Source organism: Streptomyces sp. MMG1533 (assembly GCF_001279775.1).
In the GTDB taxonomy this organism is placed as follows: Bacteria; Actinomycetota; Actinomycetes; order Streptomycetales; family Streptomycetaceae; genus Streptomyces.
The window spans coordinates 1-22695 of the sequence record NZ_LGDG01000010.1 but is presented as its reverse complement, the minus strand read 5'-3'; the positions used below and the strand labels follow the sequence as shown (position 1 = coordinate 22695).

18 protein-coding genes and 3 pseudogenes are annotated in these 22695 nt (G+C 71.8%); 12 read left to right on the top strand and 9 right to left on the bottom strand.

The genetic code is table 11. The annotated features are described in order from the left end of the window. A pseudogene (locus ADK57_RS03035) lies at positions 1-316 on the bottom strand (DNA-directed RNA polymerase subunit alpha); the annotation flags it as partial. A gap of 229 nt (positions 317-545) precedes the next feature. On the opposite strand from ADK57_RS03035, the gene ADK57_RS50800 reads away from it, so the two are divergent. Then, positions 546-749, top strand: coding sequence for a hypothetical protein (locus tag ADK57_RS50800; RefSeq protein ID WP_234389933.1), 204 nt, complete (start codon positions 546-548; stop codon positions 747-749). 154 nt (positions 750-903) lie between these two features. On the opposite strand, the gene ADK57_RS03025 is transcribed toward ADK57_RS50800, so the two are convergent. From ADK57_RS03025 to ADK57_RS03000, 6 genes are all read right to left on the bottom strand, one after another. Continuing rightward, entirely contained in the window at positions 904-1923 is a 1020-nt protein-coding gene (locus tag ADK57_RS03025) for an Acg family FMN-binding oxidoreductase (protein ID WP_053747755.1), read from the bottom strand. Between the two features lie 29 nt (positions 1924-1952). Then, a complete protein-coding gene (locus ADK57_RS03020) occupies positions 1953-2399 on the bottom strand; it encodes a hypothetical protein (RefSeq protein ID WP_053747754.1) in 447 nt (148 codons plus the stop codon). After that, positions 2399-5014, bottom strand: coding sequence for a multicopper oxidase domain-containing protein (locus ADK57_RS03015; protein ID WP_053747753.1), 2616 nt, complete (start codon positions 5012-5014; stop codon positions 2399-2401). The genes ADK57_RS03020 and ADK57_RS03015 overlap by 1 nt, the downstream gene beginning before the upstream one ends. Beyond that, a complete protein-coding gene (locus ADK57_RS03010) occupies positions 4995-6269 on the bottom strand; it encodes a TIGR04053 family radical SAM/SPASM domain-containing protein (RefSeq protein ID WP_053747752.1) in 1275 nt (424 codons plus the stop codon). The genes ADK57_RS03015 and ADK57_RS03010 overlap by 20 nt, the downstream gene beginning before the upstream one ends. A 399-nt stretch (positions 6270-6668) precedes the next feature. Further along, the gene (locus ADK57_RS03005) at positions 6669-7172 is read right to left on the bottom strand and encodes a hypothetical protein (RefSeq protein WP_053747751.1); all 504 of its coding nucleotides are present in this window, start codon (positions 7170-7172) and stop codon (positions 6669-6671) included. Between the two features lie 103 nt (positions 7173-7275). Next, positions 7276-8109: a DUF2249 domain-containing protein gene (locus tag ADK57_RS03000; protein ID WP_053747750.1), complete on the bottom strand. Its 834-nt coding sequence runs from the start codon at positions 8107-8109 to the stop codon at positions 7276-7278. A gap of 400 nt (positions 8110-8509) precedes the next feature. Here ADK57_RS03000 and ADK57_RS02995 point away from each other — a divergent pair, with 400 nt between their 5' ends. The 9 genes and pseudogenes from ADK57_RS02995 (at position 8510) to ADK57_RS02955 (ending at position 19434) form a co-directional block, all read left to right on the top strand. Next, the gene (locus ADK57_RS02995) at positions 8510-12208 is read left to right on the top strand and encodes a nitrate reductase subunit alpha (RefSeq protein ID WP_053747749.1); all 3699 of its coding nucleotides are present in this window, start codon (positions 8510-8512) and stop codon (positions 12206-12208) included. Position 12209: 1 nt separating this feature from the next. Beyond that, entirely contained in the window at positions 12210-13754 is a 1545-nt protein-coding gene (narH, locus tag ADK57_RS02990) for a nitrate reductase subunit beta (protein WP_053747748.1), read from the top strand. Beyond that, positions 13751-14578, top strand: a complete 828-nt coding sequence (gene narJ, locus ADK57_RS02985; RefSeq protein ID WP_199830461.1) for a nitrate reductase molybdenum cofactor assembly chaperone — start codon at positions 13751-13753, stop codon at positions 14576-14578. Before narH ends, narJ begins: the two co-directional genes overlap by 4 nt. Beyond that, positions 14575-15354: a respiratory nitrate reductase subunit gamma gene (gene narI, locus ADK57_RS02980; protein WP_053747747.1), complete on the top strand. Its 780-nt coding sequence runs from the start codon at positions 14575-14577 to the stop codon at positions 15352-15354. The genes narJ and narI overlap by 4 nt, the downstream gene beginning before the upstream one ends. A 5-nt stretch (positions 15355-15359) precedes the next feature. Further along, on the top strand, positions 15360-15995 hold the full coding sequence (locus ADK57_RS02975; RefSeq protein WP_063785917.1) for a vitamin K epoxide reductase family protein: 636 nt from the start codon (positions 15360-15362) through the stop codon (positions 15993-15995). A gap of 67 nt (positions 15996-16062) precedes the next feature. After that, a pseudogene (locus tag ADK57_RS02970) lies at positions 16063-16329 on the top strand (DUF6457 domain-containing protein); the annotation flags it as partial. Positions 16330-16489: 160 nt separating this feature from the next. After that, positions 16490-17335 (top strand): class I SAM-dependent methyltransferase, encoded by an 846-nt coding sequence (locus tag ADK57_RS02965; RefSeq protein WP_078972920.1) that lies wholly within the window; start codon positions 16490-16492, stop codon positions 17333-17335. A 13-nt stretch (positions 17336-17348) separates the two neighbouring features. Next, on the top strand, positions 17349-17699 hold the full coding sequence (locus tag ADK57_RS02960; protein WP_053747745.1) for a cupin domain-containing protein: 351 nt from the start codon (positions 17349-17351) through the stop codon (positions 17697-17699). 529 nt (positions 17700-18228) lie between these two features. Continuing rightward, on the top strand, positions 18229-19434 hold the full coding sequence (locus ADK57_RS02955; protein WP_053747744.1) for a globin domain-containing protein: 1206 nt from the start codon (positions 18229-18231) through the stop codon (positions 19432-19434). A 116-nt stretch (positions 19435-19550) separates the two neighbouring features. Here ADK57_RS02955 and ADK57_RS02950 read toward each other — a convergent pair whose 3' ends face one another. After that, entirely contained in the window at positions 19551-20207 is a 657-nt protein-coding gene (locus ADK57_RS02950; protein WP_053747743.1) for a CBS domain-containing protein, read from the bottom strand. A gap of 482 nt (positions 20208-20689) precedes the next feature. Between ADK57_RS02950 and ADK57_RS02945 the strand changes: the two genes are divergently transcribed. After that, the gene (locus ADK57_RS02945; RefSeq protein WP_053747742.1) at positions 20690-21718 is read left to right on the top strand and encodes an Acg family FMN-binding oxidoreductase; all 1029 of its coding nucleotides are present in this window, start codon (positions 20690-20692) and stop codon (positions 21716-21718) included. A 71-nt stretch (positions 21719-21789) separates the two neighbouring features. Here ADK57_RS02945 and ADK57_RS02940 read toward each other — a convergent pair whose 3' ends face one another. Then, positions 21790-22212, bottom strand: a complete 423-nt coding sequence (locus ADK57_RS02940; RefSeq protein ID WP_053747741.1) for a pyridoxamine 5'-phosphate oxidase family protein — start codon at positions 22210-22212, stop codon at positions 21790-21792. A gap of 318 nt (positions 22213-22530) precedes the next feature. On the opposite strand from ADK57_RS02940, the pseudogene ADK57_RS48735 reads away from it, so the two are divergent. Beyond that, a pseudogene (locus ADK57_RS48735) lies at positions 22531-22695 on the top strand (MFS transporter); the annotation flags it as partial.

Genomic DNA, 22695 nt, shown 5'->3' with positions numbered 1-22695 from the left:
TGACCAGACCCGGGCCCTGCTTGCGCAGGTACATCACGACCGGCTCGTCGTGCTCCGAGGAGACGACCAGCTGCTTGATGTTGAGGATCAGGTCGGTGATGTCCTCCTTGACGCCCGGCACGGTGGTGAACTCGTGCAGAACGCCGTCGATGCGGATGGACGTGACCGCCGCACCCGGGATCGAAGAGAGGAGCGTACGGCGCAGGGAGTTGCCGAGGGTGTATCCGAAGCCCGGCTCCAGCGGCTCGATCACGAACCGGGAGCGGAACTCGTCGACGACCTCTTCGGTCAGGGACGGACGCTGAGCAATCAGCACGAGGTGTTGCCTCCAGTGGTTTGGCGCCCGCTATGTGACGCCGTGGACACCATGAAGGGTACGGGCGATACGGGCGCTGCGGTCTCCGCAGGGGCCGAACCGCCATTCTCCCCAGCTCAGCGAGGAGGTTTCGGGCCTCCCTTCCGCCAGCCACTCCCACGGCCGGGTGATGCTGTGATCATGGCGTTGGCCGGGCCGGTTGGCGGGGGTGGTGCGCACCGCGCGCTTCGTGCCTGGCGCTGTGACCATCGTCGTCGAGGTCCGGCTGACGTATCTGACGGGCCGGGCGCTGTTGCCGCGCCTGCTGGAGATCTGCACCCGCAGCGGGTTCCGGATCCTGCAGGTCAGGGCGGAACGGCTCCCCGGCCGCGCGGAGACCGTCATCAATCCGGCACGTGTATCGAGGGCGTCTGTAGCTGGAAAGAGTGAATGAGTGGCGAATGCCTGGTTCGGATGGGGGGTGTCGCGCGGTTCAAGAGGGTGTGGGCGCAGAGGTCGGTCGGCTTTTGCGTTTCAGGGAGCGCGATGTGACGGCTCACCCAAACCCGGGCGCGTACAGCGCGGGGGCTTGGGTGGCGAGCCGGCGCTCAGTTCGTTTCGGTGTCGGCTGCTGGCGGTGCCACGGGCCGGGTAACGGGGTGCCCGGGTGCTCGTGGTGTGCGGGCGCCGTCCGGGCCGTAGCCGAAGCGGATCAACAACTGCGGATGGCACCGCTTGTGCCCGGGGAGGGCCATCGCGGCCCGCAGCTCGGGCCATTCCATGGCCTGGTGCAGGAGCGAGGTGCGCAGCCCGCGGGCGGTCGCCGTGAGCAGGACGTACTGCAGGGCCTGGCCCGCGCGCAGCCAGTCCTCCCGCCGGTCGTGACCTGTCCACAGCAGGGCCAGCTGAATGTGGCGTTCGAACCACAGGGCCGGCAGGCGCACGGCGGGGAGTGCGCCCGTGAAGTCCCGCATCGGCATCCGCGCCGCCGCGTCGGGCGGGCCGAGGGCGGTGACGGGGATGCCGTAGGGGGCGTTCGCTCCTGGGGCGTTGATCCAGGCGAGGGTCTCGGCGGTGCGGTCCGGGTGGGCGTGGTTGCGTGCCTCGGCCGTGGCGGTCAGCCGTAGCAGCCGCCGTGTTCCGGCGATGTCCGGCACGTGCAGCCGTGCGCCCGCGGCATGCGCGGCGGCCGTCATCTCCGCCACGATCGGCTCGGGCACCGGTCGGCCGGTGAACGGCATCCGGCTCGAGTGCCGAAGCGCGATGGCCTCATGGAGGCCGGGGTCGGAGGGCTGGTCGTCCGCGGCGAGTGGACCGGTCAGCCGGACGGTGGCCAGCAGTCCGGGGCGGTGCGGGTCCGGCAGCAGCCTCACCTCGGGGCGCCAGCCCTGGTGGACGGCGGCGAGACGCAGGTTGAAGAGTGCCGCGCCCACGGACAGGTACTGGGCGCGGTGCACAGGGTCGGCGAGCGGTAGCGTTCGCGCCGGCGCCGAATGGATCTCCAGCACGTGGCCGTCGGGGGCCGGGTGGAAGCGCCAGGGCTGGGTGTTGTGGATCGACGGGGCCGTCACGGCCGCCGCGAGCAGCGACTCCACGGTGGCCGCGTCCGGCAGGACCTGGGTGGGCATGATGCCTCCTCGTTTCTTCGTGACGGTGGTCAGGTGGAGGGCAGGGCGGTGGCCAGCAGGACGACGCCGAGGGAGCCGACGAGGGAGACGACCGCCAGGGTCCGGGCCAGGTCGGCGCGGCCCTTGGCATGGGCGATGCCGTGGGCCGCCGCGGCAAGCATCACCAGCACGAAGAGGGCGAGTTTGGCCGCCAGGGTGCGGCCGTAGCCGGGCTCGGCGAGCGAGGCCCAGGTGACGCCCTTGTGCCAGGCCATGGCCCAGCCCGTGCCCAGTTGCACCGGCAGGAACACCGCCCCCGTCAGCATCCCGAACCGGCGGCCGGCCGCGGCGGTGAAGCGGTCCTTGGCGTCCGCGTCGAGCAGGTGGCGGGCCAACGGCAGGATCACCAGGGACAGGGCCAGTTGGCCGCCGACCCACAGGGCGGCGCCGGCCACATGTGCGAACCGCACCAGGGACCACACACCGACGGTGTCCATCAGTCGCTCACCTCCACCGTGCCGTGCGCACCGGCTTGTGCGTGGCGCATGTCGTGGTCGACGAACGCGTAGTGGCCGGCCTCGGGGAACGTCGTCTCGACGAAGCCGCCCTGCGCCGTGGCCAGGTCCAGCACCTGCGAGCCGCCCGCCTGGTCCGGCTTCAGCAGGTAGGCGCCCTCCTTGTACACGGTGTCGAAGACGGTGCCGACGATGTGGAAGGCGATGCCGTCGCTCGGCCCGGCGGCGACCACCCAGAAGCGGGCCCGCTCGCCGGCCTTCACCTCCAGGGGGCGCTTGGCGTACTGGTTCGCGACGCCGTTGAACACCCACGCGTCCGGGGTGTTCTGGCTCATCTTGGTCACCTGCGCGGTGCTGCCCGGTGTACCGAGGTAGAGCTCGGAAGAGACCAGCACGTACTCGTGGTCCACCTCGGCCAGGCCGGGTGGGTCGATGACGACGGCGCCGTACATGCCGTTGCCCATGTGCTGGAGCATCGGTGCCGTGCTGCAGTGGTACAGCCACGCTCCGGCCTTCTCGGCGCGGAAGCGGTAGACCAGGCGCTTGCCGGGCTGGATGGTGCGCATGGGCCCGTCGGGGGCGAGGGAGCCGGCGTGGAAGTCGATGCCGTGGCCCATGGACGTGTCGTCGTTGACGAGGGTGACCTCGAAGACGTCGCCGACCTTGCCGTGCAGGGTGGGGCCGGGCGCGGTGCCGCCGAAGGTCCACATCTGCTGCTTCACGCCGGGGGCCACCTCGACCTGGGTGTGGGCGGCGTGCAGTTCGACCTTGTGGACCGTCCCGCCGGGCGCGGGGGTGAGGTCGGCGGTGCGTGGCTGCCAGCCGGAGGAGAAGTCTGCGGAGAGGTCCAGGGCGCCGTCGGTGGCGGCGGTCGTGGAGTGGCCGTCGTGTGCGCTCGCGCCGTCGGTGGCGCCGGTGACCACGATGTCCATGGCCATCCCGGCCGCCCGGTGGCCCGGCAGGGTGCACCACGCCTCGCGGTCCTCGGTGACCTGCCCGACGTCGAGTACGTGGGTGTGGCCCTTGGCGAGCATCGGGGTGGTGGGGCCGTCCTCGACCTTGAGGTCGTGGCGCATGGAGTCGGTGTTGGTGACCTTCAGCCGCAGGTCGGTGCCCGCGGCGACCTCGATCCGGGCCGGGCGGATGCGCATGTCGGCCAGGGTGACGGCGACCGTGCGGGTGGTGCCGGTGCCCGCGCCTGCCGTCCCGGCGGCGTCGGCCTGGCCGCTCGTGTTCCCGCCGCTGTTGGCGACGAGCACGGCCAGCACGATCAGTACGGCCCCCGCGGCGGAACCCCACAGGACGGGGCTCCGTGCCCCACCGCTCCGTCCGGTGTCCCGTAGGAGCCCTCGGCCGCTGCGGACGAGCGCGGCCGCGGTCAGGGCGAGGAAGGCGATTCCGGCCGCGGCGGCCAGCAGGGTGCCCGCCGTGTCGGCGGGGCCGGGCAGTGGAATCGCGAGCAGGGCCACGCCGAGGTTGAGCACGACCAGTCTCGGCAGCCAGCCCTGCTCCAGCACCGCCCGCAGTGCGGCACGCTCCTTCGGGCCGGAGGCGAGCACGATGGGCAGCAGGTAGGTGAGGGCCCCGATCAGGATCTGGGCGACGAAGCCGATGAGCAGCACGGGGATCAGGGCGTCGATGCCGGTCTGCGCCGTCGTCAGCGGGCGGGTGACGAGGAGTGCCAGATCCGCCGTCACCGCGACGAGCAGCCAGCAGGTGGCCGTTGCCAGCATCCAGGCCGCCGCCGCGGAGACGGGCCGGCTGCCGCGTACGGTCCGGACGAACAGGTTCACCGCGACGGCCGCTCCCTCGGCGTACACGGCGAGACCCGCAGCAGCCGGCCAGCGCCACCCGGCCACCAGAGCGGCGACGGCCACCAGCAGTCCGCTGCAGGCGAGCCGCAGTACCCAGCGCGCCACCCGGGTGGTGCGGTCCTTCATCCGCACGCCCAGCACGGTGGGCCACAGCATGAAGAGGGTTCCCAGGACGGGCAGTCCGATCCAGCCGAGCAGGGTGACGTGCAGGTGAGCCAGGCGCAGCCCGGCGTACCACTGCGGACCGGCCCTGCCGGTGGCCAGCAGCCAGCCCAGCACGCCGCCGATGATCAGCGCCGCGGCGGCGGCCCGGTAGTAGTCGGCGATCGGGGCGAGCCGTCCGCCCAGCGCGCCCCGGCCCAGACGGACCAGGACCACCAGGTGCGCGGCGGTCGCGGTGACCAGCAGTGCGCATCCGGCGCCGATCAGCACCGGCAGGTCGGCCCACACTCCGGTCAGCACCGCGGCGACCGCGACGTTGACGCCGGCCAGCCGGGCGTTGCTCCACCGCCGGTCCGGCCGGGATGCGTGCAACATGGCGACGGCGAAGTGCTCGCTCCACACCACGATCGCGGTGGTGGCGGCGCCGAGCAGGAACAGGTGGATGGCCAGCCAGCGGGCCACCGGCAGCGTCTGCTGGGCGCTTGCCGCGAGCAGCGCGAGGACGGCCCAGGCGGCGACCAGGGCGTGCGCGGCCAGGTGCCGGCTGCGCAGCCCGGAGGTCTTGAACCTGCTGGGCGGCGGACCGTCACCGGCGGCGGGGTCATCGTTCCTGCGGTACACGGTTCTCCTTGCCGCCCGGGGCGGCGGCCGAACCGTCACGCATGCCGGGCTCGGCGTCGGCGCCGCCGGACAGCAGCGCGGCCAGCTCCCGTTGGTATGGGAAGGAGCCGGGGACGTATCCGCACCATGGCTCCTCGGCGTACGGGTCGCCGGTGACGCCGTAGGCGCGGGAGCGCGAGCCGCCGCAGACCCGGCGGAACTCGCACCGCCCGCAACGGCCACCGAGCATGTCGGCGGCCCGCAGGCCGGTGAACAGCTCTGAGGTGCGGTAGATCGACGTCAGCGGCGTCTTGCGCACGCTTCCCGCGCTCAGCGGCAGGAAGCCGCTGGGGTGCACGGTGCCGGTGTGCGAGACGAAGACGAAGCCGCGGCCCGCGTTGACGTCCAGCGGCGGTCGCCGTACCCGGCGCTTGGCGGCGTCCAGGCCCAGGACCGCGGCCCGCTCGCGCAACTCCTGGTAGAGCCGCCCGAGTCCGAGCACCGCCACGTGGTCGTCGCCGGCATCGGCCAGGACCTGGCGTTGTAGGGCGACGCGGCGGAAGTGGTGGGCCTCGGTGGTCTTGGCGGGGACGGTCAGGCCGACGTCGTAGACGAAGTTGAGGACGTCCTCGACCTCTCCGGCGGTCAGGGCGCCGAGGGTTCGGCCGCGGCCGGTGGGTACCAGGAAGAAGGCGCTCCACAGCATCGCTCCGTGCTCGGCGACGAGGCGCACGATGTCGGGGAGGTCGTGCAGGTTGTGCCGGGCGACCGTGGTGTTGATCTGGACCTTCATGCCGAGGGCGCGGGCGGTGTCCCAGGCGTCCAGGGTCCAGCGGAACACGCCGGGCACGCCGCGGAAGTCGTCGTGGAGTTCGGCGGTGGAGCCGTCCAGGCTGAGCGAGAGTCCGGTGGCGCCCGCGGCGTGCACGGCCCGCAGCCGCTCCTCGGTGAGCGTCGGCGTGCCGGAGGGGGACACGGCCACCCGGACCCCGATCTCCCTGCCGTGTGCGATGAGCTCGGTCAGGTCGGGGCGCTGGAACGGGTCGCCTCCGGTGATCACGAACAGCGGGGCGGGCTGCCCGAAGGCGGCCACCTGGTCCAGCAGGTCCTTGGCTGCGGCAGTGTCCAGCTCCCGAGGGTCGCGGTCGGGCACGGCCTCGGCGCGGCAGTGGCGGCAGGCCAGCGGGCAGGCGCGGGTGGACTCCCAGATGACGATGAAGGGCCGGTCGGCCGCGTCGTGCCGCTGGCGGCGGATGGCATGGGCTGCGGCGCTCATCGCACGGCCCTTCCCAGCGCCCTGGGGCTGTGTCCGGTCGCCCTGGAGTCAGGGCAGACGAGGCGGGCGGCCGGACGGTGACCGGGCCGGGCCGTGCGCGGCACCCACCGCGAGCGACAGCGGTGGGATCGGCCTTGAGGGTGGTCGACGTTGTCGTGCACGGGTTACCTCCGGATCGGTCGCCGTCAGCATCCACCGGCGGCGGCGGTCGGCGCGGCGGCCGATGGTCTTCTCGAACAGGGCCGATGGTCCCTCTTCACCACAGGTGTGACAGAGCCGGACGGGCCATCGGCAAGACGACGACGTGCCGGGGGATGTGCAGGGAGCGTCCGTGCGCATCCCCCCGGCGGACGAGAGTCACGGTTCCGTCCGTGCGCGCCGTGACTTGGTCAGAAACAGTCAGGAGTGGTCGGGGGAGCGGGGTGCCAAAGCGTCCGAGGTGGCCACGAGCGCGGCTCCCAGGCCGGTCAGCGCGGCGCCCAGCCCGGTGACCAGCGTTGTGATGTGCCATGCCTGGTAGGCGGACATCAGCGAGGCCCGCAGCGACTGGCCCATGAACGCGGTCTGGCGCAGCTCGGAGAGCTTCTCGTCGTCGCCTCCGGCGGCGTGCAGCTCCGCGGTGATCTCGGCATAGGTGCGGCCGCCGGTGGCGTGGGCGAGATTGCCCTTGATGAACTCGGCGTAGGCGTGGGCCTCGGGGCCGGTTTCCACGCGCCGGCCGGCGTAGGCCGCGAGTTCGGCAGGCAGCCCGCGGGCGGGGAAGGTGATCTTCTGGGCGGCCAGTTCGGTGCGGATCTCCTTCCTGCCGCTGCGACCGCGCAGCACCATGACCGGCCCGGCGACCACCAGGGCCACACCGACCGTCCCGAGCAGGGTTCCGGCCCAACGGCGGGATCCGTCCATGACGTGTCTTCCTTCTTTCCTCGTGTGCTGCGGGTACGGCGGCGCGAGCGCTCCGGATGGAGCAACGTCCGTGCGCCGCCGGCAGGTTGGAGTGGTCTTCGGATCAGCGGTGGTTGAGCCGCAGCCGCCAGGCTTCGGGGCCGCGTTCCAGGTACTCCACCGAGAACGTGCCGGGGCTGCGCTGTTCGATCTGCGCGAGCAGCGGCAGCGGATCGTGCGGGGCGACCAGCACCATCGCGGTGCCGGCCGGGACGGCGTCCAGGGCGCCGAAGACCGTCGCGTGACGCAGGGCGTGCGGCACCTCCCGCACATCCAGTTCGGGTTCGGCCGTATCCTCCGTGCCACCGCAGCCGCATACTCCGCCGCAGCCGCCGGTCTCCTCGGTCTGTTCTTCCTGCACGTCCTGTCCTTCCTCGGTGGCCCGGGTTCCGTGGGCGCCCTGGGCGGGCGTGGCGCCTGCGAGCCGGTGGTGCATGTCCGCGAGCAGCTCCGCCAGGGAGATCTCGGGCGTCATGGCAAGCAGCGGCAGCACGAGGCCGTTCTCCTTGGCCACGTGTTCCTCGAAGAGCACCTGCAGGGCCCGCGCGTCGGCCGCCGCGCCCGCCGGGCCGGGGGCGGTGCGCAGGGCGTCGACGAGCGCGGTGAGGCAGCGGTGTTCGCCGATCAGGCTCTCGATGAGCAGGCGGGCCTCGGGCATGCCGTGGGCGACGGGGTAGAGCACGGCTTTCTCGGCTGCGGCGTGCGGCAACAGCGAACGGTCACAGAAGGTGACGAGATCGGCATGGATCTTCTCGGCGGCGCTCGGGTTGCGCTCCACGGCGGTGAGCAGCATCTTCACGCGTCCGGCCAGCTCCCCGGCCAGGCGGGCGTGGTGCGCCTCGGCTCCTTCGAGGGCCGTGGCGTCCTGAGGGTCCGAGGCGAGAGTGAGCACGCTCATGGTCGTGTCTCCAGCAGGTCGGGCCGGCTCGGCCGGCCGATGCGGGTGGGGGGTGGCATCCCGGGTGCCGATTCTCGGGCGGATGCCGCGTCCGGCCGCAGTGAGCGGCCGGACGCTCGACCGAACCGGGCACCACGCGCCGTACGCGCTGCACCTGCGGCGGCCAGGGACGGGGGAGTTGGCCGCCTGGCAGGCACCGAATGCGGTCGTACGGAGGGGCATCTGCGGTTCGATCGATGCCCAGCATGCACGCCGGGCGCAGCCGGTTCCCTCGCCGACCGGACCCAGCGCCGGGACCATTGGTCCCTAATACGATCAGCCAGATTGGGCCGGACGGTCATCCGGCAGGGACCGCCAGCCCCAGGCGCACCACTGCCTGCGGCTTCTAACGTTCCCAGCCATGGAGAACGATCAGAACGCACGGCGCCGGGCGTCGCACGCCGCGGAAGACTGGCCGCTGGCCGCGCGCAGACTGTTGACCCGCCGCGAGGTGTCCGCCGACGGGCGCGCCGTGTTCGGGGACGGCGACCCGAAGTGGGAGAGCTTCTACCGGGACCGGTGGGCCCACGACAAGGTGGTGCGCTCCACCCACGGGGTCAACTGCACCGGTTCCTGCTCGTGGATGGTGTACGTCAAGGACGGCATCATCACCTGGGAGCACCAGGCCACCGACTACCCGTCCATCGGCACGGACTGTCCCGAGTACGAGCCGCGCGGCTGCCCGCGCGGGGCGTCCTTCTCCTGGTACACGTACTCGCCCAGCCGCGTCCGCTACCCGTATGTGCGTGGCACGCTGCTGAAGCTGTGGCGCGAGGCCCGCAAGCGGCTCGGCGACCCGGTGGCGGCCTGGGCCGAGATCACCGGTGACCCTGCGAAGGCACGCGCCTACAAGCGGGCCCGCGGCAAGGGCGGCCTGGTGCGCGCCGACTGGGACGAGGTGAGCGAGCTGGTCGCGGCCGCCCACGTGCACACGGTCAAGGCGTACGGTCCCGACCGCGTCGCCGGCTTCTCCCCGATCCCGGCCATGTCGATGGCCTCCTTCGCGGCCGGCGCCCGCTTCATGTCGCTGATCGGCGGCACCCTGCTGTCCTTCTACGACTGGTACGCGGATCTGCCGATCGCCTCCCCGCAGGTCTTCGGCGACCAGACCGACGTGCCGGAGGCCGCGGACTGGTGGAACGCCGGCTATCTGATCATGTGGGGCTCCAACATCCCGGTGACCCGCACTCCCGACGCGCATTTCCTCACCGAGACCCGCTACAACGGCACGAAGGTCGTCGCGGTCAGCCCCGACTACGCCGACAACGTCAAGCACGCCGACGAGTGGCTGGCCCCGCACCCGGGCACGGACGGGGCACTGGCGATGGCCATGGGTCACGTGATCCTGCGCGAGTTCCTGGTCGACCGCGAAGTCCCCTACTTCCAGGACTACTTGCGCAAGTTCACCGACGCCCCCTTCTTGGTCTCCCTGCGCGAGCACAGTGAGGGTCTCGTCCCGGACGGGTTCCTGACCGCCGCCGACCTCGGACACGACACGGAACACGCCGAGTCCAAGACCGTTCTCCTCGACTCGGCAACCGGCGAACCGGTCGTGCCGAACGGCTCGCTCGGCTTCCGCTGGGGGGAAGCCGGGCAAGGCCGCTGGAACCTCGATCTGGCCGACGTCGTACCGGAGTTGAGCCTGTTCGAGCGGGCCGAGGAGACCGCCGAGGTCGCGCTGCCCCGGTTCGACGAGGGCAGCACCGAGGGCGGCTCGGTCATGGTGCGCGGGGTGCCCGTGCGGCGGATCGGCGGGCGCCTGGTCACCACGGTGTTCGACCTGATGCTGGCGCAGTACGGTGTCGCGCGTGCCGGTCTGCCGGGCAACTGGCCCACCTCGTACGACGACGCGGCCGAGCCGTACACGCCCGCCTGGCAGGAGACGATCACCTCGGTCCCCGCCGAGCAGGCGGCGCGCATCGCCCGCGAGTTCGCCCGCAACGCCGAGCGCACCAACGGCCGCTCCATGATCGCCCTCGGCGCCGGCACCAACCACTGGTTCCACTCCGACACCATCTACCGGGCCTTCCTGGCGCTGACGACGATGACCGGCTGCCAGGGCGTCAACGGCGGCGGCTGGGCGCACTACGTCGGCCAGGAGAAGGTCCGCCCCCTCACCGGGCTGCAGCATCTCGCGTTCGCCTTCGACTGGCAGCGGCCCACCCGGCACATGGCGGGCACCTCGTACTGGTACCTGAACTCCGACCAGTGGCGCTACGAGGCGTTCGGCCCCGACGAGCTGGCGTCCCCGCTCGGGGAGGGACGATTCAAGGGGAAGGCGTTCGCGGACACGCTCGCGCAGGCGGTACGGCTGGGCTGGACGCCCGGTCACCCCGGCTTCAACCGCAACCCGCTGGATCTGACCGACGAGGCCGCCGCCCAGGGGCGCCCCGTCGCCGAGCACATCGTCGACGAGCTGAAGTCCGGGCGGCTGCGGTTCGCCGCCGAGGACCCCGACGACCCGGCCAACTTCCCGCGCGTGCTGACCGTGTGGCGGGCGAACCTGCTCGGCTCCTCCGGCAAGGGCAACGAGTACTTCCTGCGCCACCTGCTGGGCACGGACGCGGCGGTCCGCTCCGAGGAGACCCCGCCCGAGGGACGGCCCAAGGAGGTGGTGTGGCGGGAGGAGGCCCCCGAGGGCAAGCTCGACCTGCTGGTCACCATGGACTTCCGGATGACCTCCACCGGCCTGCTCTCCGACGTCGTCCTGCCGGCCGCCACCTGGTACGAGAAGGACGACCTGTCCAGCACGGACATGCACCCCTTCGTGCACGCCTTCACCCCGGCCATCGCCCCGCCCTGGCAGGCCCGCACCGACTACGACACCTTCCTGACCATCGCCGACAAGTTCAGCGAACTGGCCGCCGACCACCTCGGCACCCGCACGGACGTTCTCGCGGTGCCGCTGCTGCACGACACTCCGGACGAACTCGCCCAGCCAGGCGGGGTCGTCCGGGACTGGAAGTCTGGCGAGTGCGAGCCGATCCCGGGGCGGACCATGCCCAAGCTGGTCGTCATCGAGCGGGACTACGCCGCGACCGCGCAGAAGATGCGTGCCGTCGGCCCCCTGCTCGACACCCTGGGCACCACGACCAAGGGCGTCACCGTCCACCCGAACCAGGAGATCGACGAACTGCGGCGCCGCTGCGGGGCCGTCCGGGACGGTATCGCCGCCGGGCGGCCCTCGCTGGCCACCGCCTCCGACATGTGCGAGGCGATCCTCGCCCTGTCCGGCACCACCAACGGGCGCCTGGCCACCGAGGGCTTCCGCGAACTGGAGCGGCAGACCGGCAGCGAGGGCCTGGTGGAACTCGCCTCCGAGCGCGAGGCGGAGCGGATCACCTTCGCCGACACCCGTACCCAGCCGCGCGCCGTGATGACCTCGTACGAGTGGTCCGGCAGCGAGACCGGCGGGCGCCGCTACTCGCCGTTCGTCATCAACACCGAGCACAAGAAGCCCTGGCACACGCTCACCGGCCGCCAGCACTTCTTCGTCCAGCACGACTGGATCACCGAGCTGGGCGAGCAACTCCCCGTCTACCGGCCGCCGTTGAACACACCCCGGCACTACGGCGACGAGCACCTGCACGACAACGACCGGGCGGAGGTCACCGTCCGCTACCTGACCCCGCACTCGAAGTGGTCCATCCACTCGAACTACCAGGACAACGCCCACATGCTGGCGCTGTCCCGCGGAGGCCCGGTGATCTGGATGTCCACCGCCGACGCCGAGAAGATCGGCGTGAAGGACAACGAGTGGATCGAGGCGTACAACCGCAACGGCGTCGTCGCCTGCCGCGCCGTGGTCACGCACCGCATGCCCGAGGGCACGGTGTACATGTACCACGCTCAGGACCGCAACGTGAACGTGCCGAAGACCGAGGTCACCGGCAAGCGGGGCGGCATCCACAACTCCCTGACCAGGCTCCTGCTCAAGCCCACCCATCTCGCGGGCGGCTACGCCCAGTTCACCTACGCCTTCAACTACTACGGCCCGACCGGCAACCAGCGCGACGAGGTCACCGTCATCCGCCGCCGCAGCCAGCAAGTGGAGTACTGACATGCGCGTGATGTCTCAGATCGCCATGGTGATGAACCTCGACAAGTGCATCGGCTGCCACACCTGCTCGGTCACCTGCAAGCAGACGTGGACCAACCGCACCGGTGTCGAGTACGCCTGGTTCAACAACGTCGAGACCAAGCCGGGTGTCGGCTACCCGCGCCGCTACGAGGACCAGGAGCAGTGGAAGGGCGGCTGGATGCTCGACAAGCGCGGGCGGCTCGTCCTGCGCTCCGGCGGTCGGATCAAGCGCCTGCTGTCGCTGTTCTCCAACCCCGACCTGCCCTCCATCGAGGACTACTACGAGCCGGTCACCTACGACTACGACAACCTGGTCAGCGCCCCCGCCGGCCCGGACATGCCGGTCGCCCGGCCCCGCTCGGTCCTCACCGGAAAACCCACGTCCATCACGTGGGGCGCCAACTGGGAGGACGGCCTCGGCGGCGCGCCCGAGAACGCCGGCGGCGACCCCAACCTCACCGGGGAATGGGCCGAGAAGGTCAAGTTCGAGTTCGAGCAGACCTTCCTCTTCCACCTGCCCCGCCTGTGCGAGCACTGCCTCAACCCGGCCTGCGTGTCGGCCTGTCCGTCCGGCGCGATGTACAAGCGGGTCGAGGACGGCATCGTCCTGGTCGACCAGGACCGCTGCCGTGGCTGGCGGATGTGCGTGACGGCGTGCCCGTACAAGAAGGTGTACGTCAACCACGCCACCGGCAAGGCCGAGAAGTGCACGTTCTGCTTCCCGCGCATCGAGGCCGGGCAGCCCACCGTCTGCTCGGAGACCTGCGTGGGCCGGCTGCGCTACCTCGGACTGCTGCTGTACGACGCCGACCGCGTCGGCGAGGCCGCGGCCACCCCCGACGAGCACGACCTGCTGGACGCCCAGCGCGGCGTCTTCCTGGACCCGCACGATCCCGAAGTCATCGCGGCCGCACGGGAGTCCGGCATCCCCGAGGACTGGCTGGACGCCGCCCGCCGTTCCCCCGTGTACGACCTGGTCATGCGCTACAAGGTGGCGCTGCCGCTGCACCCGGAGTACCGCACGCTGCCCATGGTCTGGTACGTGCCGCCGCTCTCCCCCGTCCTGGACGCCGTCGACGCGGCGGGCGGAAACCAGGACGACCCCGACCACGTCTTCGCCGCCGTCACCCGGCTGCGCATCCCGCTGGAGTACCTGGCGGAGCTGTTCTCCGCCGGGGACGCCGACGTGGTCGCCGGGGTGCTGATGAAACTCACCGCGCTGCGCTCGTACATGCGCGAGCGCACCCTCGGCGAGGACGGCGACGAGGCCGTACTCAAGGCCGTCGGCCTCACCGCCCGTGAGGCGGAGGACATGCACCGGCTGCTCGCCGTCGCCAAGTACCAGGACCGGTACGTCGTCCCCGCCGCCCACAAGGAGGACGCGGCCGCGCTGAGCGCCATGGAGAACCGCTGCCCGGTTGAATCGTCCGGCGACCCGGCGGACGCCGGTGGCCGACGGGTGATGCTCGGCATTCCCACCCTGCGCCGCCGTGCGCCCGAAGCCCCCGCCGGAGAACGCCCGTGAGCCCGCTGCCCTCCCCCAGTGCTGGACGCCTGGGGGGACCCCCATCGATTCCCGCCCTCGTCCGCACCCGCGTCCGGGCGGCCGTACGCCGCCCGGGCCGGCTCACGCCGGAGGAGGCCGAGGCACGTACCCTGCTGCTGCGGCTGTGCTCGCTGCTGCTGCAGTACCCGGATGCCGAACTCGCCACCGCCCGGCCGGTGTTGAAAGCCGCCGTCGAGGCGCTGCCGTCCTCGCCGGCCGCCGAGGACCTGGCCGTCTTCACCACCTGGCTCACGGGCCAGGAGACGGAGGCTCTTGAGCGGCACTACGTCGAGATGTTCGACCTGCGGCGCAAGAGCAGCCTGTACCTCACCTACTACCTGCACGGCGACACCCGCCGCCGGGGCATGGCCCTGCTCACCCTGAACCAGCGGTACAAGGCCGCGGGGTGGGACACCGACGGGGGTGAACTGCCCGATCACCTGCCGGTCGTGCTGGAGTTCGCCGCCCTGGCAGGCTCGGGTGGCGGCGAGGCGCCGCTGCGCCAGCACCGGCGCGGCCTGGAGCTGATCCACCGGGCGCTGACCGACGCCGACTCCCCCTACCGGCATGTCCTCGGCGCGTTGCTCACCCTGTTGCCGCCGCCCACCGAGGCGGACCGCGTGGCGGTGGCCCAGCTCGTGGCCGAGGGGCCACCGAACGAGGAGGTCGGCCTCGACCCCTACGGGACGTACGGGGAGGGGGAGTTCGCGCCTCCGGGCACGTTCGTGCCGCCGGCGCCCGCCCCGCCGACCCGTGTGCCGCCCGCTTCCCCGACCACCACCCGTATGGAAGGCACCCGATGAACGCCGCATCCCTCTCCCCGTCGGCCGCCGCGCCGACGAGCGGCACCGACCTCCTGCTGTGGGTCGCCATCCCCTACATCTGCCTCGCCGTCTTCGTGGTCGGGCACATCTGGCGCTACCGCCAGGACCAGTTCGGCTGGACCACCCACACCAGCCAGCTCCTCGAACACCGCTGGCTGCGCTGGGGCAGCCCGCTGTTCCACCTCGGCGCCTTCATGGTGATCGCCGGCCATGTCGTGGGACTCGCCATCCCCGACTCGTGGACCGAGGCCGTCGGCATCAGCGAGCACGCCTACCACACCACAGCCGTCTGGGCGGGTTCCGTGGCGGGCGTCGCCATGGTCGCCGGGCTCGGCATGCTCTGCGCCCGCCGCCTGCTGACCCGCCGGATCCGCCTCGGCACCGACCGCAGCGACAAGTTCCTCTTCCCGCTGCTGTCCGCCACCGTCCTGCTCGGCATCACCGCCACCGCCGCCCACAACGTGTTCGGCAGCGGCTACGACTACCGCTCGACCGTCTCCGTCTGGTTCCGCGGCCTGTTCGTCCTCCAGCCGCAGCCCGAGGCGATCACCGGAGCACCGCTGCTGTTCCAACTGCACGCCCTGAGCGCCTTCCTGCTCTTCGCGGCCTGGCCGTTCACCCGGCTCGTGCACGTGTGGAGCGCGCCGATCGGATATCTGGCCCGGCCTTACCTGGTCTACCGCAGGCGCACCGCAACACCGGCCACAGCCCCGAGAGCTGCGGGCCGACCCCGGTCGGCCTCCGGCCGCCGGTGAGCCGTATGAGTCACAGACCCGCGCTCGCACCGGACGACACGACCGCCCGGCGGGTGCACACAGTGGCCGCGAGCCGCCGCACGGGCCTGGTGATGCTCCTGGCCGGGATCGTCGGCTGGCTCGCCTCGTTCCAGCTCACCGTGGACGACTGGCGGCTGCTGCGTGACCCCGCCTACCAACCCCCCTGCAACATCAGCCCCGTCGTGAGCTGCGGCAGCGTCATGTCCAGCTCGCAGGGCAGCCTGTTCGGCTTCCCCAACATGCTGCTCGGACTGGGGGCCTTCGCCGCCGTGGCCGCCCTGGGCATCGCCGTGCTCTCCGGGGCGCGCCTGCACCGGCGGCTGTGGCTCGCGCTGGACGCCGGGGGGCTGGTGGGGGTGGTGTTCGTGCACTGGCTGATCTGGCAGTCGCTGTACGAGCTCAACAAGCTCTGCCCGTACTGCGCCGTCGTCTGGATCGTCACCATCGCCCTCTTCTGGTACGTCACCCTGCACTGCCTGGAACGGGGGATCGTTCCTGTGCCCCGGGGGGTGCTGTACGTCGTGCGGGACACGCACTGGCTGCTGCTCGGTGCCTGGTACGGGTTGATCGCGCTACTCGTGCTCACCCGCTTCTGGCCGTACTGGAGCAGCCTGCTGTGACCGACCGCCACACCCGCGCAAGCGGCACACAGGTCCCACGGACGAAAGATCGACGATCATGGATGACGTACTGAAGGAATGGACGGCCGCCGTGAAGGCCGATCTGGGCATCGACATCGAGGTCGACCGGGCCCTGCTCCTGGCCCTCGCCGGCGATGCCGCCCACGGCGTCGCCCGACCCGCCGCCCCGTTGACGACCTTCCTGGTCGGGTACGCGGCGGGACGGGCGGGCGGTGGTCCTGAAGCGGTGGTCGCCGCAGCCCGGCAGGCCGGCGAACTCGCCGCCCGGTGGGCCGGTGAGACCGAGCACGGCCCCGGCGTCGGCGCCGTATAGCGAACCCGACGCCCACCGCCGCACCACAGCCCAGGAATCGGAACTTGGCGGGACGGGTCCACTGGGCCCTTCAATCGGGACGTTCGGCCCCCGCACGCTGCCATACATCCAAGTTAGGTTTGCCTAAGTAACAGTGCAGCAGAGAGCGAGGCAAACGACCATGGCATCGACGGACCATTCGGCCCTGCAGAAGAACATCCCCATTCCCGGCGACGGACTGGACGCCGCCCGCATGCCAGGCCACTGGCTGCTGGCCCGCCTGGGCAAGCGGGTGCTGCGCCCCGGCGGCGTGGAGCTGACCCGGTGGATGCTGGACTCCCTGGGCGTGGATCCGCAGGACCGGGTCGTGGAGCTCGCAGCCGGCCTCGGGGCCACCGCCCGGCTGACCCTCGCCCGCCGCCCGGCCACCTACACCGCCGTCGACCGCGACGCCGCCGCCGTAGCCGCGCTCAGCGCCCTCGCCGCCCCCGGCCCGACCGAGGTGCGTGCCGTGCGGTCGGACGCCGCGGACACCAAGTTGCCGGACGGCGAGGCCAGCATCGTGTACGGCGAGGCGATGCTGACGATGCAGCCCTACCCCGCGAAGCGACGCGTCGTACGGGAAGCACGCCGTCTCCTCGACGGCTCCACCGGCCGGTACGCCATTCACGAACTGTGTCTGCTGCCCGACGACCTCGACCCGGCACTCGCCGACCGGATCACCGCGGATCTGCAGGACGCCATCCATGTCGGCGCCCGCCCGCTGACGCCCACCGACTGGCGTGAACTCCTCGCCGACGAGGGCTTCACCGTCACCGCCCACAAGACGGCACCGATGGCGCTGCTCGAACCGCGCCGGCTCGTCGCCGACGAAGGGCTGATCCCGGCCCTGCGCATCGCCGGACGGGCGCTGCGAGACCCGGCCGCCCTGCGCCGCGTGCTGCACATGCGCCGCGTCTTCCAACGCCACAGCGCCCACCTGGGAGCGATCAGTCTGCTCGCCGTCCCTACCCCGTCCCAGCCCTGAGGAGGTACCCCAGATGTCCGCCACCGTGATCAGCGACCTGGCCGCCGAGCTGACCGTGCCCGAGGACGGCACCCTCAGCCGTGTCCTGTACCGCGATGACCGCCTGCGCGTGGTCGGCTTCGCGTTCGCCGCCGGCCAGGAACTGACCGAGCACACCTCCGCCCTGCCCGTGGTCATCCAGGTCGTTCAGGGCCGTCTCGACCTCGTCCTGGGCGAGGAGAAGACCGAGGCCCTGCCGGGCAGTTGGATCCACCTGCCCGCACGGCTGCCGCACACCGTGCGCGCCACCGAGCCCAGCGTCATGTTGCTGACCATGCTGCCCGCCCCGGAACCCGCCGGTGCCGGCGGCCCCGCCGCAGCCTGACCGGCACCAGACCGGGCAGAGCAGGGGCGTTCGCGGGCGACAGCACGTGCCAGGGAGGCATCCTCCGGCAGGCGACCGGTAGCACCGGTATCAAGCCCCGTGCCGGAGGAGTGCCCTGACCTGACCTCTGGGCGCGAAGGCCGTCTGGTTGTGGGGCGTTTCGTCCTCGCGGCGGTCACGGCGGCCGCGACAGACGGTCCTCGCGCAGCTCCAACGCCACGCACAGGGACGAGACGAGGGACAAATCGGTCCGGTCCTCGTCGACGATTGTCCTGGGAAGTGTTTGGCGCATCCGATCACTGGCGACCCGCACGAAAACCAGGCGCGCACCCATGGGCCGCACGGACCGCGAGGTAGCCGGGCCACTCCTGCCGCACGACCCGGCCGACGGGTCCGGTCTCGGGACGCCCGACATTCACATGAGCCGACTGGCCTCACGGAGAAGGCCGACCGGCCCATCCGCCCCAGTACCCGGACCCGCCACGATGGTGAGCGCCGCCCCCCTTGTACACCACTACTGAGGAGACCCATGCTTTCGCCCGAGTCGGCCACCGTCGTCCGCGCCACCCTGCCCGCCGTCGGCGGGGCCCTGAACGAGATCACGACGCGGTTCTACGGCACCATGTTCGCCGAGCAACCCGATTTGCTGGACGGACTGTTCAACCGAGGAAACCAGGCCAGCGGCGACCAGCGTCGTGCTCTCGCCGGGTCAATCGCGGCCTTCGCCCAGGCTCTGCTCGCCGACCCCGACGCCCGCCCGGACGCGCTGCTGTCCCGGATCGCCCACAAGCACGCCGCACTCGGTGTCACCGAGGACCAGTACACGATCGTCCACAAGTACCTCTTCCGTGCCATCGCCGATGTGCTCGGCGACGCGGTCACGCCGGAGGTCGCCGCCGCCTGGGACGAGGTGTACTGGCTGATGGCCGGCGCGCTGATCGCCCGGGAGGCCCGTCTCTACCAGGAGGCGCAGGTCGATCCCCGCCACCCGTGGCGGCAGTGGACGGTGGTGGAACGGCGCGAGGAAACCCCCGACGCCGTCTCCTTCCTGCTGCGCCCGGCCGACGAGGACCCGGTACCGCCCGCCCGCGCCGGCCAGTACGTCAGCGTCAGGGTGAAGATGCCCGACGGCATACACCAGCTGCGCCAGTACAGCCTGTCTGGCGCCCCCGGCGACCGGCAGCGCCGTATCACCGTCAAACGGGTCGCGAGCGTGGCCGACGCCCCCGAGGGCGAGGTGTCCAACCAGCTGCACCGCGCTGTCCGGGCCGGTGACGAACTCACCCTGTCCGCTCCGTTCGGCGATGTGGTCCTCGACGACGCCGACAGCCCGCTGCTCCTCGTCTCGGCCGGCATCGGCTGCACCCCCATGGTCGGCATGCTCGAACACCTCGCCGCGACCGGCGCCGCCCGCCCGGTCACGGTGCTGCACGCCGACCGCTCACCGGCCGACCACGCTCTGCGCGCGGACACCCGCCGCCTCGTCGACCAACTGACCGGGGCCCGGGCAGAGTTCTGGTATGAGCAGGACGCCGCCGCCGAACCCGGCGCCCGCACCGGACTGATGGACCTCGCCGGACTGGACCTGCCCGCCGACGCCGACGTCTACCTGTGCGGCACGCTGCCCTTCATGCGTGGTGTGCGGGCCCAGCTGCTCCAGGCGGGCATTCCCGCCCGCCGCATCCGCTACGAGGTCTTCGGCCCCGACCTGTGGCTGGCCCACGCGGAAGGCTGAGGGGCGTCGCAGAGTGCGCGCGCGTGAGGTCCGGCGACCCGGCCTGCTGCGGAAGCCGTGCAGGCCGGGCGACCGGTGCGTTCGGGCCGGCGTTGCCGGGTCGGCCAGGGCCGCGCTCACCGCGTGGTCTGGCCCGCCCGGGTGACGGAGAGGTGGGCGTCCACGGCGACGACACCGTCGACGGCCTGGGAGAGGCTCACGACCACCGGGACGAGACGCGATGCCGGGACGTGACCCCGCAGGGTGACGACACCGTCCCGGACCTCGACGGCGACGGTGCCCTCGTCCAGGCCGAGGATGCGTCCCAGGACGTCCTGCTCCACCTCGTCGCGGATCTCGACGTCGGAGCGGATGAAGGCGTTGAGCAGGTCGCTGCGGCTGACGATGCCGGTGAGGAGCCCGTCGTCGCCGACCACCGGCAGCTGCTTGACGTGCCGTCTGCGGAGTTCCCGCGCGGCCCGGGGGATCGTCCAGTCGGCGCGGGCGGTGAACACGGGGCTGCTCATGAGCGCGCCTGCGGTCCGGGCCCGGGCCTTGCTCCAGGCGCGCTCGTCGTTCCCGTCCTGCCCCTGCGGATCGGGCATACCGGTCTCGTGCCGCAGCACGTCGGACGCGGACACGACGCCGACGGGGGCGCCGTCGGCGTCGACGACCGGGGCCGCGACGATGTCGTTCGCGTCCAGCAGTGCGGCCACCTCCTGGAACGGCGTACTGGTGCGGAGGGTGACGACCTCCTCGGTCATCACGTCACCGACCGTGCGGCGGTGCAGCATGGCATCGGCCTCCTCCGATTTGCGATGGGTCGGCAGCGGTCCGACCGCCCGGTCCGACCGCGGCGCGCCGGCTCGTACGCGCCGTCTTCCCTACCCATGACAACACCGCGCCGCTCCGGCGACCAGTGACGTTCGGCCTGCGGGGAGGGCCGGCGGTCCCAAGGCCGGGAGTGCGGCCGAGTGCGCCGTGGATGCTGCAGACGCTGGGCGCGCGGCCCTTTGTGCTTGTCGACGTGGAGGATCAGGTGGTCGCCCGTCTGACGCCCACACTCGGCGTCATTGAGCTGCGGACCCAGCCGCGCATACGCGACGCCTCACCATGCGACCTCACCCGCCCCGGGGCGACTATCGCCCGCCGTCGTCCGGCGCTCGCTTTGAGGCCGTATGGCGCGCCGGGAGGGGCCGGTCAACCCTCTCGCGGGCGGGAAAGGTGCCGCAGGGTGGGCGATACGGGGGGAGCCGTGCAGAAGAGGAGAGCCGCCATGCAGACCCGCGAAGTCGACGCCGGAGCCGTCCAGTCCCTGCTGGCCGCGGCGGTGGCGGCGCCGTCGATCCACAACACGCAGCCCTGGCGGTTCGGCCTGGGCCCGGACATCCGGTCGGTCGAGGTCCGCGCCGACCCCGGACGGCGGCTGCCGATGACGGATCCGGATCTGCGCGCCCAGCACCTGTCGGTGGGCGCGGCCGTCTTCAACCTCCGGGTGGCCGCAGCGCACCTGGGCTGGGAGCCGGTCGTCCGGCTGCTGCCCGCCGCGGACGATCCCGGCCTGCTGGCCACCGTGCGACTGGCCGGGCCTGCCAAGGACGGGCCGGCGCCCTTGTGGCACCTGTACGAGGCCATCGAGCGGCGGCACACCAGCCGGATGCCCTTCACCGGCCGCCCGGTGCCGGAGCCGATCGTGACGGAGATGATCAGTGCGGCACGGGTGGAGGGAGCGCGCCTGGACGTTCCCGACATCGTGGGGACCCGGCGCCTGCTGCAGTTGACCGAGGCGGGCGAGGTCCGCAACGCATCCCACCCGGGCCGCACGGCCGAGGCGCGCGGCTGGCTCACCGCCCCGGGACGAGACGCCGGCTACGGCATCCCGGTGCCCGCCGTAGGGGCCTTGGACGCGTCCGGGCGGATACCGATGCGGGACTTCACCGGCAGGCTGCCCGTGCCGCATCTTCCTGCCCTGCACTTCGAACGCCATGCGCAGGTGGCACTGTTGTGGACGGCATGGGACCGGCGGGAGGACTGGCTGCGGGCGGGCCAGGCGCTGCAGCATGTCCTGCTCACTGCGACCGCGTATGGGGTGCGCACCTCGATGCTGCATCAGGCGATGGAATGGATGGATCTGCGGGCGGCGATGGGCGGATCACGGCAGCGGCGTTGCCCGCAGTTGCTGATCAGGTTCGGCTACGGCCCCGAGGGCGGCCGCACGCCGCGCGCGGCCGGGCATGCCGCACCGCATCCCGCGCCCGTACCCGGGCCGGCAGCCTCCGGTGTGAGGATCGCTCCATCCGCATGACCGTGCCCGGTCGGCAGGGCCCCTGCCGACCGGACGGGAGCCAGAAACGGGCGCGCCGCTCCGGCTGCGGCTCATTGCGTGGTGGTGGCTCCCGTGAGCTCGCGTCCGGTGACCAGCTCGGACTCGATGCGTACGAAGACTCCGTTCCGTACGGGCATCCAGGAACGCGGGCCGGTCTGTGACAGGCGTTCGTGCTCGGCGGGGTCGGTCACCACGGTGGCCAGGCCGGTGACGACCACGCTCCAGCCGGAATGGGTGGCCGCGGTGAACTCGTCCGCTTCGAAGGCGACCACGACCCCGTCGATGGCGCGTACGAGGTCGGAGACGGCCGAGGTGTACAGCAGGACGGAGGTGTCCTCGTCCAGGGAGAAGTTGACCGGGAGGACCGCGGGCAGCGCATGCCGGGTGTACACGACCCGGCCGACCGGCACCTTGGCCAGGAGGCGAAGGCACTCCTGCCGGTCGAGAATGCGAAAGGCGTCGTTCTCGAGCATCACACCATCCTCAGCGTGGTCGCCCGGTGCCGAGTAGGGCCGGTCGGCCCTAATTTCGTGGCCCGGCAACGGACGGCCGCAGCCGCGGTTTCGAAGGAGGTCACGCGAGCAGTCTGGGGCACGGGTCCGAAGAGGGGGGACAGCCGGATCCGGCCCGGGGACCGTCAGCCCCGCGGCAGGGACCCATGGCCCATGTCTCCCAGGCATCCGGAAGCGGACAGTGGTTGAGGGGTTGCCGATCCGCAGGCAAGAGGCCTGTGGTTCCGGTGCTCCCCGAGTCGCAGAACCACCGTGGGTAAGAGGGAAGGGACGGACAGCATGGTCCAGTCGTCGACGACGGAGAGCAGCAGAGTGGCCCCGGGTGCGCCGGTGCCCGGCCGGGCCTGGCTGATGCTGGCCCTGGCCACGGTCGGGTTCGCCGTGAACTTCTGGGCGTGGGCGCTGCTGAGCCCGCTCGGCCCCCGTTTCAAGGACATCCTGGAG

Bases quoted from the DNA above. Each gene is read 5' to 3' on its own strand.
- ADK57_RS03025 (WP_053747755.1), bottom strand. From the start codon at position 1,923: ATGCCCACCCAGGTCCTGCCGGACGCGGCCACCGTGGAGTCGCTGCTC.
- ADK57_RS03020 (WP_053747754.1), bottom strand. From the start codon at position 2,399: ATGGACACCGTCGGTGTGTGGTCCCTGGTGCGGTTCGCACATGTGGCC.
- ADK57_RS03010 (WP_053747752.1), bottom strand. From the start codon at position 6,269: ATGAGCGCCGCAGCCCATGCCATCCGCCGCCAGCGGCACGACGCGGCC.
- ADK57_RS03005 (WP_053747751.1), bottom strand. From the start codon at position 7,172: ATGGACGGATCCCGCCGTTGGGCCGGAACCCTGCTCGGGACGGTCGGT.
- ADK57_RS03000 (WP_053747750.1), bottom strand. From the start codon at position 8,109: ATGAGCGTGCTCACTCTCGCCTCGGACCCTCAGGACGCCACGGCCCTC.
- ADK57_RS02995 (WP_053747749.1), top strand. From the start codon at position 8,510: ATGGAGAACGATCAGAACGCACGGCGCCGGGCGTCGCACGCCGCGGAA.
- narH (WP_053747748.1), top strand. From the start codon at position 12,210: ATGCGCGTGATGTCTCAGATCGCCATGGTGATGAACCTCGACAAGTGC.
- narI (WP_053747747.1), top strand. From the start codon at position 14,575: ATGAACGCCGCATCCCTCTCCCCGTCGGCCGCCGCGCCGACGAGCGGC.
- ADK57_RS02975 (WP_063785917.1), top strand. From the start codon at position 15,360: ATGAGTCACAGACCCGCGCTCGCACCGGACGACACGACCGCCCGGCGG.
- ADK57_RS02965 (WP_078972920.1), top strand. From the start codon at position 16,490: ATGGCATCGACGGACCATTCGGCCCTGCAGAAGAACATCCCCATTCCC.
- ADK57_RS02960 (WP_053747745.1), top strand. From the start codon at position 17,349: ATGTCCGCCACCGTGATCAGCGACCTGGCCGCCGAGCTGACCGTGCCC.
- ADK57_RS02955 (WP_053747744.1), top strand. From the start codon at position 18,229: ATGCTTTCGCCCGAGTCGGCCACCGTCGTCCGCGCCACCCTGCCCGCC.
- ADK57_RS02950 (WP_053747743.1), bottom strand. From the start codon at position 20,207: ATGCTGCACCGCCGCACGGTCGGTGACGTGATGACCGAGGAGGTCGTC.
- ADK57_RS02945 (WP_053747742.1), top strand. From the start codon at position 20,690: ATGCAGACCCGCGAAGTCGACGCCGGAGCCGTCCAGTCCCTGCTGGCC.
- ADK57_RS02940 (WP_053747741.1), bottom strand. From the start codon at position 22,212: ATGCTCGAGAACGACGCCTTTCGCATTCTCGACCGGCAGGAGTGCCTT.